At 35.2% G+C, this 14,783-nt stretch carries 12 protein-coding genes and 2 pseudogenes; 10 read left to right on the forward strand and 4 right to left on the reverse strand.

The window, feature by feature from the left end:
• Position 1 precedes the first annotated feature (1 nt).
• The 4 genes from infB (at position 2) to ACWHVF_RS00495 (ending at position 4,142) form a co-directional block, all read left to right on the forward strand.
• Positions 2 to 2,326 carry a translation initiation factor IF-2 gene (gene infB, locus ACWHVF_RS00480; RefSeq protein WP_064125065.1) on the forward strand — a complete coding sequence of 775 codons (2,325 nt, stop codon included), beginning with the start codon at positions 2 to 4 and terminating at the stop codon, positions 2,324 to 2,326.
• A 9-nt stretch (positions 2,327 to 2,335) separates the two neighbouring features.
• Positions 2,336 to 2,752 carry a ribosome-binding factor A gene (locus ACWHVF_RS00485; RefSeq protein WP_064125064.1) on the forward strand — a complete coding sequence of 139 codons (417 nt, stop codon included), beginning with the start codon at positions 2,336 to 2,338 and terminating at the stop codon, positions 2,750 to 2,752.
• 3 nt (positions 2,753 to 2,755) lie between these two features.
• Positions 2,756 to 3,613 (forward strand): 4-hydroxybenzoate octaprenyltransferase, encoded by an 858-nt coding sequence (ubiA, locus tag ACWHVF_RS00490; RefSeq protein ID WP_182366339.1) that lies wholly within the window; start codon positions 2,756 to 2,758, stop codon positions 3,611 to 3,613.
• 265 nt (positions 3,614 to 3,878) lie between these two features.
• A complete protein-coding gene (locus tag ACWHVF_RS00495; RefSeq protein WP_447933044.1) occupies positions 3,879 to 4,142 on the forward strand; it encodes a hypothetical protein in 264 nt (87 codons plus the stop codon).
• Between the two features lie 134 nt (positions 4,143 to 4,276).
• Here the strand turns inward: ACWHVF_RS00495 and ACWHVF_RS00500 are convergent, their stop codons facing one another.
• Both ACWHVF_RS00500 and ACWHVF_RS00505 read right to left on the reverse strand, forming a co-directional pair.
• The gene (locus ACWHVF_RS00500) at positions 4,277 to 4,477 is read right to left on the reverse strand and encodes a hypothetical protein (protein ID WP_064125560.1); all 201 of its coding nucleotides are present in this window, start codon (positions 4,475 to 4,477) and stop codon (positions 4,277 to 4,279) included.
• Entirely contained in the window at positions 4,455 to 5,873 is a 1,419-nt protein-coding gene (locus ACWHVF_RS00505) for a hypothetical protein (protein WP_064125559.1), read from the reverse strand. The genes ACWHVF_RS00500 and ACWHVF_RS00505 overlap by 23 nt, the downstream gene beginning before the upstream one ends.
• A gap of 135 nt (positions 5,874 to 6,008) precedes the next feature.
• On the opposite strand from ACWHVF_RS00505, the gene ACWHVF_RS00510 reads away from it, so the two are divergent.
• Positions 6,009 to 7,283, forward strand: a complete 1,275-nt coding sequence (locus tag ACWHVF_RS00510; protein ID WP_064125558.1) for an APC family permease — start codon at positions 6,009 to 6,011, stop codon at positions 7,281 to 7,283.
• Positions 7,284 to 7,587: 304 nt separating this feature from the next.
• On the opposite strand, the gene ACWHVF_RS00515 is transcribed toward ACWHVF_RS00510, so the two are convergent.
• Entirely contained in the window at positions 7,588 to 8,040 is a 453-nt protein-coding gene (locus ACWHVF_RS00515) for a hypothetical protein (protein WP_064124981.1), read from the reverse strand.
• 140 nt (positions 8,041 to 8,180) lie between these two features.
• Between ACWHVF_RS00515 and ACWHVF_RS00520 the strand changes: the two genes are divergently transcribed.
• Positions 8,181 to 9,206, forward strand: coding sequence for an aspartate-semialdehyde dehydrogenase (locus ACWHVF_RS00520; protein WP_064124980.1), 1,026 nt, complete (start codon positions 8,181 to 8,183; stop codon positions 9,204 to 9,206).
• Here ACWHVF_RS00520 and ACWHVF_RS00525 read toward each other — a convergent pair.
• Positions 9,192 to 9,759 (reverse strand): annotated as a pseudogene (locus tag ACWHVF_RS00525) (IS5 family transposase); the annotation flags it as partial. The gene ACWHVF_RS00520 and the pseudogene ACWHVF_RS00525 overlap by 15 nt on opposite strands.
• A 177-nt stretch (positions 9,760 to 9,936) precedes the next feature.
• Between ACWHVF_RS00525 and ACWHVF_RS00530 the strand changes: the two are divergent.
• The 4 genes and pseudogenes from ACWHVF_RS00530 to ACWHVF_RS00545 form a co-directional block, all read left to right on the forward strand.
• On the forward strand, positions 9,937 to 10,374 hold the full coding sequence (locus tag ACWHVF_RS00530) for a hypothetical protein (RefSeq protein WP_447933045.1): 438 nt from the start codon (positions 9,937 to 9,939) through the stop codon (positions 10,372 to 10,374).
• Between the two features lie 40 nt (positions 10,375 to 10,414).
• A complete protein-coding gene (uvrB, locus tag ACWHVF_RS00535; RefSeq protein ID WP_064124977.1) occupies positions 10,415 to 12,328 on the forward strand; it encodes an excinuclease ABC subunit UvrB in 1,914 nt (637 codons plus the stop codon).
• A gap of 195 nt (positions 12,329 to 12,523) precedes the next feature.
• The gene (locus ACWHVF_RS00540) at positions 12,524 to 14,581 is read left to right on the forward strand and encodes an ankyrin repeat domain-containing protein (protein WP_064124976.1); all 2,058 of its coding nucleotides are present in this window, start codon (positions 12,524 to 12,526) and stop codon (positions 14,579 to 14,581) included.
• Positions 14,547 to 14,739: pseudogene (locus ACWHVF_RS00545) on the forward strand (phage terminase large subunit); the annotation flags it as partial. The gene ACWHVF_RS00540 and the pseudogene ACWHVF_RS00545, both read left to right, overlap by 35 nt.
• Positions 14,740 to 14,783: the final 44 nt, after the last annotated feature.

A 14,783-nucleotide genomic window follows, 5' to 3' on the forward strand; every position in this document is an offset into this window, starting at 1 on the left:
TATGAATAATGAAGATATCAGTAATAAAAAATTAACGCTCCAAGGCTTAAGCAAGCTTAAATTAGACCTCAATTTAAACTCTTCAGCTAGCCCAAGTACTGGAGCTACAATAGTAAAAAAAAGAAGAAAAAAATCTCATGATGCAGAAGAACATAATTTATTTGACGAGAGTAAATTAGGTTCTTTAACAGAGAAAGAACAAATTTTCCGCATTAATGCTGTGCAGAATGCTGCTTTGCTGAAAGAAAGAAATCAAAGAGAAGAAAAAGAGAAAACAGCAAAAGAAGACAGCAATAAAGAGATTGACGAGAAAAATGAAGCGGACACTTTATCTAAAGAAATAAATAAGAAGGTTTTAAGTAATACTCACTTAGTTGAACTAAGAGAAGATAATATTGACTATGAGAGCGACGATAAAAAGTCTTCTAAAGTCAACAAAGATATATATTCTAAGCATTCTAAACTGGTAATTGCACAGGCAATAGATGAAAAAACTGAACAACCCCCTGTATTTAAGCAAAGATTTGGTATAAGAAGTAGAAAGTCAAAGTTTACTAAGGGTAAAAATATATCAAGAGAAGTTATTATACCAGACAAAATAACTATCAGGGAGTTATCTATTCGTATGGCAGAAGATAGCAAGAGTGTGCTAAAAATGTTCAAAGAAGAAGTCGGTGAGAGTTATAGAGTAGATGATCTGGTGGATCCAGATATAGCATCTGAAATAGTGGAAAAATTTAATCATACGGCTAAACGAGTGAGCGATACCAACAGAGAAAAGGATTTATTTTTTATAGAAGGCAGAGAAAGCCTGCCTAAAAAACCTAAACCACCAATCGTCACTTTTATGGGACACGTTGATCATGGTAAAACCTCATTGCTCGATGCATTTCGTGAATCTAATGTTGCAGAAAGAGAGTCAGGTGGCATAACTCAACACATAGGTGCTTATCAAATAACGACAAAAGATAAGCAAAAAATTACTTTTATTGATACACCAGGACATGAAGCGTTCACTGCGATGCGTGCATGTGGTGCCAATATTACTAATATAGTTGTAATAGTAGTTGCAGCTGACGATGGAATCATGAAACAAACAGTTGAAGCAATAAATCATGCAAAAGCAGCAAATGTTTCTATTATAGTTGCTATTAATAAAATTGATAAATCTGAGCCTGGTGATGTAGAAAAAATAATTAATAGTTTGCCTCAATATGATCTCATTCCTGAAGAGCTTGGTGGTGATGTTATGATTATGCCAGTATCAGCAAAAAAGAAAACTAATTTAGATAAACTAGAAGAGGCGATTTTGTTAATCGCTGAATTAATGAAGCTAGAAGCAATAGAAGATTGTCGAGCACTTGGATGGGTAATAGAATCCAAAATAGATAAAGCGAAAGGAATATCAGCTACATTGATAGTTGAGGAAGGAACGTTAAAGGTTGGTGATATATTGGTAGTTGGTACAACATACAGCAAAGTACGTAGTATGGTTAATCACCTTGGTCAAAGAGAAAAAGCAGCACTACCCTCCGCTCCAATTGAAATTACTGGTCTAAATGGTGTGCCAAATGCTGGAGATAAATTTGTTGTTGTAAAGTCTGAAAAGCAGGCGCGTGAAATTGTTGAATACAGGCTAGAGTTAATCAAGAAAAAGAAAGAAGATTTGGGCGACAATAATTTAGATATATTCAGTTGTAATAACAGTGAAACAGAAGAACTATCTGTAGTTTTAAAGTGCGATGTAACTGGTTCTATTGAAGCAATATCAAGTTCAATTGATAAACTAGGTAAAGACCAAGTGAAATTAAATATCCTACACAAAGCAGTAGGAGGGATAACAGATTCAGATGTGCTGCTTGCAGAAGCATCAAGTGCAGTAATTTTAGCTTTTAATGTAAAAGTGGATTCAAAAATAAGGGACTTGGCAAAACAAAAAGGTGTAGAAATACATACTTATAACATAATATACGAGCTCATTGACGACATGAGAATGTATTTAACTAAAATGTTAAAGCCTGTTACACGAGAGGTTCGTGTTGGCTTTGCATCTGTGAGGCAAATATTTAACGTATCTAAAGCTGGTAATATCATTGGATGTTACGTAAGTGATGGAGTCATAAGAAAAGATTCTTTAATTAAGGTAGTGCGTGGTGGCAAATTGGTGCATGAAGGAAAGTTAAAAGCACTACGTAGATTTAAAGATGATGTTAAAGAAGTAGGTGTAAACTTTGAATGCGGAGTATCACTAGAGGGTAATATCGATATTAAAGTTGGAGATATTTTGGAAGCTTATCAATTAGTGCAAGAAGAAAGGGTGTTATAGTAGCTGGATATGAAAAAGGAAATTAGAAACCTAAAAATAGCATCGGTATTGCATAGAGCAATATCAAGAGTCCTAATGGAAGGTAAGGTGTTCAATAAAAATGTAGCGGTATCTGACGTAAAATTAAGTAAAGATTTGAAAAAAGCAGATGTATATATTGTGTTGTCTTCATTGAATATTCAAGTAGCTGACTACTTAGATCCAGAAAAAAGTACGTGGATTTCAGCATCATGCACTGGAGATCCTTCTGAGAATAATTGTGATATTAATACTATTGTTAATGAAATGAACCAATCTGCATGGTCAATACGTAAATCTATATTGTGTTATGTTGATTTGCGATTTATACCTGAGTTAGTTTTCAAGCCTGATTTAGCGTTCGATAATTTTGTTAATGTAAGCAAAATATTACATAATCACACTTAATTAATGTATTTCAACCATTACTTTTCATTAATGAGATTGCACAGTTTAACAGGTTTGTGGCTTGTGCTATTTCCCAGTTTGAGCGGTATTCTTTTAGCCTCAACTTCTCTATCGTATCAGGCTCTTTTTCTCCTTGTTTTATTTACTATAGGTGCATTTTTAATGAGACCCGCAGGGTGCATAATCAATGATATCTTCGATAGAAAAATAGATGCGCACGTTGAACGAACAAAATATAGGCCACTTGCAAGTGGTGCATTAAACATAAAGCAGGCTTTGGCTTTACTTTCACTGTTACTGTCTATTGCCCTGGTAATCTTATTATTAACTAATAAAACTACACTTATACTTGGAATAATCTCAATGTGTATGATAGCTACTTACCCTTTATTAAAGCGGTATGTTTGGTGGCCACAATTGTTCTTAGGGTTTACCTTCAATATGGGATCGCTCATGGGCTCAGCAGCAATAACAAACCAGATCAGTATAGAATCCTTGCTGTTTTATATAGGATGCGTCTTTTGGACGCTGAGTTATGATACCATATACGCCCATCAAGATAAAAAAGATGATGAAAAACTCGGAATGAAATCTACCGCATTATATTTTGGTGATACAACAAAATCTTGGTTGAAAAGATTTTATTTAATATCTCTTATGACGTGGCTATATGCTGGTATCTTATCATCATTAAATAACATTTTTTATATTGCTCTACTTGCTGTAGGGTTCATATTTCACCGCCAATACAAAAATTTCAATCCTGATGATCCCAGTCAATGCATGTCCATATTTAAAAATAATTCCTACGTAGGGTTGCTTCTCTTTTTTGGCATCCTTTTAGATAGAATTATCACCTAGGTCTCAAGAGTTTTGGCTCTAATGAAGTCAATAAGCTCAGGTAGCTCGCAGAAACGAAAAACTTGCTTGACAAACTCCGCCAGCCCTCTTATCATGAAACTGAAGCTATTTATTTATCTTCGCAACCTCTGCAGTGGATTAATGACAAAAAACTTAATGTATTTGGCGTAAATCATGCTTAATTTTTGTATCTGTTCAGCAGAGTGGCAAAATAAGGTAGACGAGAAAAGACAACTATAGGAAGAAATGGGTGTCATTTCAGTGCGTGACACTGGTTTCCATCCAAAAGGGTGTCATCCCAGTGCCCAGACACTGGGATCCAGAAAATTTGATTGTGTACTATACAACATTTTCGATCAAAAGCTGGATTCCAGACTGGAATGACATCACAGGGGCACTGGAATTTTTGTTTCAATATTTGTACATTAGCCATGCATCTGAACAGATACTAATTTTTTGCACTATGTGCACCTCATGTCTTTATAAAACTTTTAGGTTTCTACCTATACAAGCCGAAACACGCTTATAAAGCGTTTAAGACAGTAAAAGACGTCAAATAGACAAGGGAGAATTTGAATACTAGCTACCCTGGGGCTTCTTTTGCCTTTTTTTTCATTTGGTAAATTTCTTAATGTTTGTAACTAAACGACAACCGTCATCCCGCTACTTGTTAGCGGGATCTAGAGATACTGCGGCGGTATGACGTAGGGAAACCTTTCTTGGGTTAGCTACAGCAGCTTGCAAACCATTCAGAAAAGGGAAGACAAAACTATAAAAAACCATAGGAGCCAGATGGTTTTTAGCTAAAGTCAAAATTTTCTGCCATAACATGAGCCCACCACTAAGCAGCAGAAGACCTTGCATGACCTCCAAAAAATGCTTTTACTCTTTCAAGATAAGTAGGTGGTACTGGAGGAATTTCTATACCATCTATAACAGCGCTTATTGCTTCTTTTACATCATCGCTTGTAATTAACTCTTTTAATTTATGCTTTATAGGGCCTCTTCCAACATCTTGCCCATACCTATTGTAATAATCCACATATAATTCATTAAAGACAGATTGTTTTGCTTCTTCTATCAGTTTACTGATGTTGCTTTTTATTTGAGGATCCATATCACCATCAGAATAAAAATTATCAAAATTGTCCTTTAAAACTGTAATTTTTTTATTGTTACAGCTTCTCAGGAATTTTTCTGTAATGCTTGGCATTCTCTCATACACTTGAGCGTTTACCTCAACTGTAAAGTTATTTTTAGCTTCAAGACAACTGAGTGAATAAATAATACGATTAAACATTCCAAGATGACATGCACCATTTCCTTCTTGTAAACGCATTAGCAACATGCATTTTAGAAAATCTGTATCTAACTTTTGATCCTTAGCTGCAGTCAAAACTAAGTTTGCAGTTTGTGTGAGGGTTAGGCCAGTTTTTGATTCTCTATAAGCTGCTCCATTAGAACCATTAAAGTTAAGATAAAGTTTTAATTGCTCTTTTTGATCCCTTGTCAACTCATCTGAACCATTTATGTAATCCTCAAATTCTTTATCCAGTACATTTGGTTGAGCTCCAAATTTCTGTTTTAACTCTTGAGCGCATTGGAGAATACTATGTTCAAAACTACTCGTGTGAACACTCTGACTACTAGTACCCACATCACTTACATTAAACAAAAAGCTTAGCTGCTTTACATTCAAACCCAAAGGTGAGAAAAGCTTCACTAATGGATACTTTATCAATTCAAGAAGTGCCACTGGGATTAATAATATAGTATTGATAAGCACAAGAAATATGTTAATACCTGGTGTCCTTCCGTCAGTGTTCAGTAACAGCCACCCATTAAGGGCAGATATTTTCGATGCACAGTACAAAAATGGTAATTGAATGCAATATACTAAATATATAGAGAAAAACAAAATTTTATCTTTCAACCCTATTGTTGGGTCATTATATACTTCAGAAAAAATGCTATCATCACTATTTTCATTTTTGAAAGATTGATAGCTGCTTGTAATCTTTTCTGTAAAAATAGAACAGAGCTTATGCAGTCCGTAGCACAAAACGCAAGTGGCAAGTAAAACTGCAAGTGTTCCAAAAACAGCTAACACCTCACTTGAAGTTTTGGCAAGAAGGAATGCATAAAGCGCATTAATAAAGATATCAAGTAAATATTCAAATAAAAAAATTGCTCCAATAGCAGCATCAACTAATAAAACATACCCACAAACAACCAAAAATTTTTTTAACCTTGGATTCATAACCCCCTCTTAATCATCTGTTAACATAATCTATTTTAGCAATAAATTGAGAAAAATGCAAGTTTTTATGTTAAAAGATCGATTGAAATTTCTGAGCTTCAGTTATATTCTTAATCTATTTAGATAAAAATTATTGTGTCAAATAAAATAGGTTTTTGGGCTATTTTTGCCTTAGTGATTAGCAGCCAAATTGGCTCTGGAATTTTTATGCTTCCAATTAGCCTTGCTCCATATGGCGCTTATAGCCTTATAAGCTGGGTGATATCAGGGCTTGGTGCTATATCTCTTGCTTTGGTTTTTGCCTTACTCTGCGCAAAATTTCCAGAAACGGGTGGTCCTCACGTTTATGTAAAGCATGCTTTTGGCCCTGCTGCAGCTTTCTTTTTTGGTTGGACGTATTGGGTAATCTCATGGGTTAGCACAACAGCTGTAATAGTTGTAGGTGTTGGTTATCTTACACCATTTTTCTATGAGGATATTCAAAACGTACATCTGTTTTTAGAGATGTTATTACTCACAATTATTACACTAATAAATTTTAGAGGAGTAGCTACTGCTGGACGTGTTGAGTTCTTATTGACGGTTATAAAAATTTCTGTATTGCTTGTAATACCTATAGCAGCATTGTTTTTTTTTGATAGAAATAACTTCATCATAAGTGAAGAAATATCAAATCTTACAACATCGCAGATTCTCGCCCGTTCTACACTTATTACTCTATGGGGTTTTATTGGAGTTGAATTGGCAACAGCACCAGCTGGTTCGGTTAACAATCCAGGCAAAAATATACCCAGAGCCATAGTGCTTGGCACAATTTCTGTTGCTGTTGTGTATTTTATCAACAATCTTGCAATTATGGGATTAATAAATGGCAATGATTTAGCAAGTTCAAGAGCACCATATGTTGACGCGATAAAAATTATGGCCTCTGGCAATTGGCACTTGATTATTTCTATAATTGCGTTTATTTTTTGTGTTGGTACCTTAAACGCTTGGGTCTTATCCAGCGGGCAAGTTGCTTTTGGCCTTGCAGAAGATAAACTGATGCCACAGTTCTTTGCTAAAAGAAACAAGCACGGTTCTCCTTTCTGGGGCATAACAATCAGCTCTGTTGGTACTTCAGTTCTACTAATTCTCACTTCAAGCAACAATTTTGCTAAACAGATCACATCAATTATCGACTTTTCTGTAGTTTCATTTTTATTTGTTTACCTTGCATGCAGTCTTGCTTTTCTCAAGGTTATTATAAAGGAGAAAAACTATTACAAATTTTTAATTGGCAGTATAGCAACAACCTTTTGCTGCTGGGTAATATTTGAAACTTCTGTGAATACCTTGCTGATCGCAAGCTTATTCACTGCAAGTGGCGTACCTCTTTATTTATTTTGGTATCGCAGAGTTTCTGTATAGCAAATGTTATGTATCTGTTCAGCAGAGTGGCAAAATAAGGTAGACGAGAAAAGACAACTATAGGAAGAAATGGGTGTCATGCCAGTGCGTGACACTGGCATCTAGTTCTTTCGCGCAGTTCCATCAAAAACGTTGTAAAGCGCTTTCGTGTTTACCAACTTAGTGCCCAATCTGGATCCCAGTGTCAGCTACTCGGATGACAAGAAAGGGAGCACTGGAATTTTTGTTTCAATATTTGTACATGAGCCATGCATCTGAACAGATACAATGTTGTAGCTAGAGATAATTTTTAAATGATTGATATTTATGAACCACGACTTTTCTTATTGTCCACTTGTTCAACATTACCCTTCTCAAGTTTACTATCTACTTCTTTTGCGTGTTCATCATCTATACTAGTCTCATCTTTTATCTTACTGGAGTGACCTGCTTGCGATTTTTCATATGCTTCCATGTTGTCATATATAGGGTTACTGGTGATTTCTATTTTTTCAGGTGTGAAAATCCTTGCTAAAAATCTCCCTATTATTGGTATTGATCTTAAGAAATCTCTTAGCTTTGAAGATTCTTGTCTTTTATTTAGGAACTGTTGGTCTATTTTAAGGTTTTTTACACCATATTTTTTATCATCAAAATTTATTGCAGGCTTTCTTTTTTTCGAAAGAACATTTTGAACCTTTAATCCATTGGTTCTTTCAGGCTCTTGAGGTGTAGACATTGCAGGTTTAACCTTAGTTTCATTGTATTCTTTATTCATCTTTCACTTTATTATGTAATATTACTAATATTGCATAATAATAGCTAAATTACAATTAATTGCAAGGTGAAAATATTAAAACAATTGTAAATTTTGTCAGTAAAAATATAATATAACTTTAAAGTTAGAGGTTCATCTATATGAGATACAAAATTGCTGTTATTGGAGCAACCGGAAGAGTAGGGCGTGAGGTATTAAGCACGCTTGCTGAGTTTCAAGATGAGGCGATAGATTCTGTTATTGCACTTGCGTCGAAAAAATCAGAAGGGAAGAAGGTGAGTTTTGGTGACAAAGAGTTAACAGTTTTATGCCTTGAGGATTATGACTTCGTTGGAACTAATGTAGCCATTTTCTGTGCCGAATCTCATGTTTCTGAGAAACACGTACCGACTGCAATTAAGGCTGGGTGCATCGTGATAGATAACACTTCCCATTTTAGAATGAAAGAGGGTGTGCCGCTCATTATTCCAGAGATTAATAAAGAAAAAATTATGGAATATAAAAACCACAACATAATATCCAACCCAAACTGTACTACAATACAGATGCTGCTAGTACTACATCTATTACACCAGAAAGCAAAAATAAAGAGAATCGTTGCTTCAACTTATCAATCAACTTCTGGTGCAGGTAAAGCAGCAATGGATGAACTTTATAATCAGACAAAAAAAATCTTCATGAATGAGACTAAAAAGCCCGAGATATTCCCCAAGCAAATAGCGTTTAATTGCATTCCCCATGTAGGAGAATTCATGGAAAATGGTTCTACAGAAGAGGAATGGAAAATGCAAGAGGAGACAAAAAAAATTTTAGAGGAAGATATAAAAGTTACTGCAACTTGTGTAAGAGTACCCGTCTTTATCGGTCACGCTATGGCAGTAAATGTAGAATTTGATCAACATATCACTGAAGAACAAGCTCGTGAAGTGCTAAGTGAAGCCGAAGATAGTGGAGTTTTAGTGTACAACAGGCGTGAAGACGGTGAATACATCACTCAAATTGATGTTGTACAGGAGAATGCTGTATATGTATCACGTATTAGAAGAGACAATACTGTTGAACACGGATTAAATATGTGGATAGTGGCTGATAATCTGCGCAAAGGCGCAGCATTAAATATAGTGCAGATTCTTGAGATTCTAAGAACCTGTTTAAAATCTTCGTAATAGGAGAGAAATGAAGGAAAGGACAATCATTTGCAAGCTGGTATTGAGTTTACGTTCGCAATTTTTCCATAGCCGTCTACACTTTTCTAACCAAGCGAAAGAACGCTCTACAACCCATCTTTTTGGCAATACAGCAAAGGTATGTAATTCACTGCGTTTTATTACCTCAACAGTTGCACCAATAGTTGCTTTTATTTGTGTTGCAAAAATTTTTCCTGTGTAGCCAGCATCAGCGAGTATATTTTTGACTTCAGAGAGGTTTGCTTTAGCATTTTTCACCATTTTCACAGCACTAGTTGCTTCTGCCGTTGTTATATGAATTGCATGTCTTGTGTATCAACTGCGATATGGCACTGAAATTTTTTTTCCTGCATCATAGCCCTTTCTTTCAGCAGTATCTGCGTTTTTAACGCTTTGAGCATCGATTATACAGAAACTTGTTTTCTCTTTCCGACCATTGTTAATACGGACTTTTCTGACTAATTTTTTTTAAAACACGTTCCAAAATACTTTCTTTATCTACGCTTGGTTTTTCGCTCCATTTTTTAAGGAATACCAACGTAGAGTATTAGAAAATAAAAATGATGAATCATCAGAGAAAAAGTTTGCAAGAAGAGAAAATCAAATAAAAGAAGGTATCGAAAAATTAATGGAAGATTATTATAGTCAAGAAAATGCAGGAGAGAAAGGATATATAAGCGAGGGAGAATTTAAATAGACAATGAGAAAAATGAAAGAACGCTTACAAGGGATAGAAGAAGAGAAAAAAAAGGTAGTTGATCAGAAGGCAGTAGAAAAAGGAATAAGTCTTATTATAAATAGCATAAAGAATTTTTATTCTAGTGTAAAATCGAACCTGGAACAGCTAGATTGGCAAACTAAGCGCGGCATTATTAAAGCATTAATAGAACAAATTAACATTGGTCGTGATCAGGTAGAAGTAGGATTTCAGATCGAAGAACCAGCGCAGGGTGGGGAAATTCTTAATTTGTATCATTGTACTACACACCATGATAAGGGGGCTGGCGGAGTTTGTCAAGCAGGTTTTTTCGTTTCTATTCCCAAGAAAAGTTCGTTATATGGTTATGCAAGAAGTCTATTGTTGGTTAATGTTTTATGGCTTTACGGAAAGTTTATAGCTATACAACTTATCTTAAAAGCAATATAGTGTTCACTATGCAATGAATCAAAGATAGTAAGTAAAGTCTATGAAATTTCAAATCACTACACATTTTCAACCCTCTGGAGATCAACCGCAAGCAATCGATAGTTTAATTGCGGGGCTAAATAGCAATAAAAGAGACCAAGTTTTACTTGGGGTTACTGGTTCTGGGAAAACTTTCACTATGGCAAATGTTATAGCAAGGACAAACAGACCTGCGCTGATCATGGCACACAATAAAACCTTAGCAGCACAACTTTATGAGGAAATGAAAGGATTATTTCCCAATAATGCTGTTGAATATTTCATTTCTTATTATGATTACTATCAGCCCGAAGCTTATTTGCCGCAAACTGATACTTATATCGAAAAAGACTCTGCAATCAACGACAGAATTGACATGCTGCGTTATTCTGCCGTCTGCTCCCTCTTGGAGCGCAGGGACACGATCGTAGTTGCCAGTGTTTCTTGCATATACGGTCTTGGTTCGCCTGAAAGCTACCGCAGCATGACTATATCTTTAAGTGTTGGAGATAAAATTCATGTTAATGATTTCTTGAGTAACTTAGCTGATCTTCAATACAAGCGCTCTGATGCCAGGTTTGAGAGAGGATATTTCAGAGTGCGTGGCGATATTATCGATATATTTCCTGCCTATTATGAAAATAAGGCTTGGCGTTTATCGCTGCTTGGTGATGAAATAGAAGAAATTTCTGAAATTGATGCTATAACGAGTAATATTACCAAAAGCCTAAATACAATCACCATTTTTCCAAACAGCTATCACATTACATCACGTGAGACTCTGTTGCAGACAGTTGGGTTAATCAAAAAAGAGCTGCATGAACGCTTGGATTATTACTACTTGCAAAACAAGATTGTTGAAGCAAAGCGCCTCGAGCAACGCACTAATTTTGATATTGAAATGATGAGAACAACAGGAATATGTAAAGGTATTGAAAATTATTCGCGTTATCTCTATGGAATGGAAGCTGGGGATCCACCGCCTACTTTGTTTGAATATTTACCCAAAGACGTAATTTTATTTGTTGATGAGAGTCATGTCACTGTTCCTCAGATTGGTGCAATGTACAGTGGTAATGAGGCGCGTAAAAAGAAATTGATTGACTATGGCTTCAGGCTCCCTTCCGCTTTTGATAATCGTCCATTAAAATTTGAAGAATGGGAGAAAGTTAGGCCGCAGACTATTTACATTTCAGCTACTCCCGGAAAGTATGAGTTAGCACAAACCAATAATGTATTTATAGAGCAAGTTATTCGTCCAACAGGGCTTGTAGATCCAATCTGCATTGTGAAACCAATAGAGAGTCAAATTGATGATGTAATTCATGAGGCACAAGTGACAATAGGAAAGGGATTTTGTGTTTTAATCACTACATTGACGAAAAAAATGGCTGAAAATTTAGCTGAATATATGAGTGAATTGAATATGAGAGTGAGTTATTTGCATTCGGATATTGGTGCGCTGGAGAGAATAGAAATTATATGTAAATTAAGATCTAAAGAAATTGACGTTTTAGTAGGTGTTAACTTGCTTAGGGAAGGTCTTGATATTCCAGAGTGTGGGTTGGTTGCAATTTTGGATGCTGATAAAGAAGGATTTTTGCGATCAGAAACATCGCTCATTCAAACGATCGGTCGTGCTGCGCGTAATGCTGAAGGTAGAGTAATTTTATATGCAGATAAAATCACTGGTTCTTTAGATCGTGCATTAAGAGAGACCGAAAGAAGAAGAAAAAAACAAGAAGAACATAATATATTGCACAATATTGTCCCGAAGACTATAATAAAACCTATATCAAACACCTTACAGGAGAGGGCAATAGCAGAGCCGAAAGTAAATACTAATAAGGATGATTTGAGAAGGCAAATGTTAGCGCATGCTGAAAATTTAGAGTTTGAAGAAGCAGCAAGAATAAAAAAATTATTACAAGGTTAAGTAATATATGATGCTATGGGCATAGCATGAAAGTGTAAACAACTAAACTTCCACTATTCTCCTTCTTACTTTAACTCATCTTTTTAAGACCTTTGACAATGTTTAGAACTGAAGAAGGAAAGGTGTATTTTTTTATTGACTTACCTGTGTATTCATGGTAATCACTGCAGAATTAGTGAGTAATGGTTATAGAATATGAATGGTGGGGTACCAAGCAAGGAATTAAATGAAGAATTACTTAACATTTTAAATAAGTTAGAACAGGATATCAGTCTATTAAATAATCACGATTATATTCAACGTATAATGTCTCTTCTAAAAGTAGGAGCTGATCCAAATCTAAAAAACCAAGCTGGAAAAACTCTGTCATGTTACTTAAATAAAAATTTACTTGGCATTTTAGATGAGTTAGAACAGAATATCGTGGCATTAAGTGATCACGGTTATATTCAACATATAATACGTCTTCTACAAGCAGGAGCTGATCCAAATCTAAAAAACCAAGCTGGAAAAACTTCGTTAGATTACTTAAATGAAGAATTACGTGAAATTGTAAATTGGTTAGCAATCAATATCAATCTATTAGATGATGTCAATTATATTCAATGTATAACGTCTTTTCTACACGTAGGGGCTGATTCAAATGTACAAAACCGAGAAGATGGAAAAACTCTGTTACATTACGTTGCTGAACGTAACGATACTAACGGTATAGGATTTCTTTTAAAAGCAGGAGCTGATCCAAATGTGCAAGATCACAGTGGAAAGATTCCATTGGATTATGTTACTGAACCTAACTGCCTTCAAGATTTGAAGTGTTTGGGTTATGATTTAGATGATTCTCATGAAAATGAAGGAAATTCGGCAACACCTAATGGTTCGGTAGATGATTGTTCAAATAGCTCTGGTGATGATAGTCAGATAGAGTCTGTTAAATTGAGTGATTGTAACACAGAAGAGGATTCGGACTATCATTCAGATGGTTCTTGTGAAAATGAAGAGAATCCGGCAAATAACTCTAGTAATTACCCTAACAAGCACAATGATGATCAGACACTTCGTGATGATCCAGGGTATAGCTCCGGTGACGATAATAAAACAATTTCTACTGAACCGAGTGATTGTGACCGAAAAGACGAGGATTCGAGCTGTAGTTCAAGTGATTATCTTTTTTTAGAAGACTCACTGTTAGCGAAGCTAGAAATACCATTAACTACAAGCGAAGAGGGGCTAATTGATAAGTTTTGTGAGAAGATAAGAGGTATAACAGCACAAAATAAACAAGAATCTGAAGAAAGTATTCTAAAAAGTATCGAGGAAACAGTAAATAACCACTTGAATACAGGAGCAAGAATAAATTCTTTATGTTGTGATAAGTGTAAAAGCACTGTAACAAATTTAATACTTGAAGAAATAGAAGGTGTTTTTAGTGATCGTGTGAAACCACGCGATGGAACCAAAGAGTATATAGGGAGGGTTAATGATATTACCGACCAAGACGATGACAACGAAGATAAAGTTTCAGGTATCATAGAAAACATCACTAACGAGTTATTGTTAAAAGGTGGGAAAGCAAGACAAAAATTTTTCTTCGGTGATACTGAGCTAGCACAAAATTATAGATCTGATTATATAAGTAATCTCGGTGAGAAATGTGAAGAAATTGAAAGCAAGCTAATAAGCATAGCATGTGAAGGTATTGTAAACAAAAGTAAGCAAACTCATGAGTATGACTTTAAAGCAGAAATAGATAATCAATATTTTTATGTGAAATATCCACAAGATAGTATTATTGAACCTGCGAAAGTCTTAAACCATGAAAAAGCTAAAAAGTTAAATCTAAAAGTCGGTATACTTCAAATTGGGGAGAATATAGTAAGAGTTAAAGGTACAAAAGATGGAAAAAGAAATTATACAGATATCTTAGGTAGCATTGAAATGTCTTTTAACACTGAGGCAGGAGAGATTAGTATTTACCTACATCCTAGTGAGAAAGATAGTAATAAAATAGAGGTAGAGATTGATAAAGAGAGCGAAGCAAGGCTTAACAAGTTAAAGGCTGAGAAGAAAAGTTTAGGAGAAAACTGTCTTTTGGGAGAAAAAAGTGTTCTGGAAGCTATAGAAGATAAAGGTTTTGAGAAAAATGGTAGTGTGTCTACAGAGTCAATCAAGACTACTAAGGATGATCCATCTACTGATCTTACGCAAGCAAGCTCATTTGCAGCAATTAACACAAGAGCTAAAGGCAAATAGCGATCTACCGATTATTGAAATAGTGCCACACAATGACAAACTCACTCAAAATTGTTCCAATTATAGAGTCTGGCAGGGTTTTTCTGTCACAGCAAGCAGTATGGCTCAATGATTTTGAGTATGAAATTTTGTATCCGTTCAGCGGAGTGGCAGAATAAGGTAGACAAGGTGATCTAAAAAGATAATCATAGAGCAAAAGTGA

The organism is Wolbachia endosymbiont of Dactylopius coccus (assembly GCF_977011065.1).

Bases quoted from the DNA above. Each gene is read 5' to 3' on its own strand.
- ACWHVF_RS00515 (WP_064124981.1), bottom strand. From the start codon at position 8,040: ATGAATAAAGAATACAATGAAACTAAGGTTAAACCTGCAATGTCTACA.
- ACWHVF_RS00505 (WP_064125559.1), bottom strand. From the start codon at position 5,873: ATGAATCCAAGGTTAAAAAAATTTTTGGTTGTTTGTGGGTATGTTTTA.
- ubiA (WP_182366339.1), top strand. From the start codon at position 2,756: ATGTATTTCAACCATTACTTTTCATTAATGAGATTGCACAGTTTAACA.
- ACWHVF_RS00500 (WP_064125560.1), bottom strand. From the start codon at position 4,477: ATGCAAGGTCTTCTGCTGCTTAGTGGTGGGCTCATGTTATGGCAGAAA.
- ACWHVF_RS00530 (WP_447933045.1), top strand. From the start codon at position 9,937: ATGAAAGAACGCTTACAAGGGATAGAAGAAGAGAAAAAAAAGGTAGTT.
- infB (WP_064125065.1), top strand. From the start codon at position 2: ATGAATAATGAAGATATCAGTAATAAAAAATTAACGCTCCAAGGCTTA.
- ACWHVF_RS00485 (WP_064125064.1), top strand. From the start codon at position 2,336: ATGAAAAAGGAAATTAGAAACCTAAAAATAGCATCGGTATTGCATAGA.
- uvrB (WP_064124977.1), top strand. From the start codon at position 10,415: ATGAAATTTCAAATCACTACACATTTTCAACCCTCTGGAGATCAACCG.
- ACWHVF_RS00540 (WP_064124976.1), top strand. From the start codon at position 12,524: ATGAATGGTGGGGTACCAAGCAAGGAATTAAATGAAGAATTACTTAAC.
- ACWHVF_RS00520 (WP_064124980.1), top strand. From the start codon at position 8,181: ATGAGATACAAAATTGCTGTTATTGGAGCAACCGGAAGAGTAGGGCGT.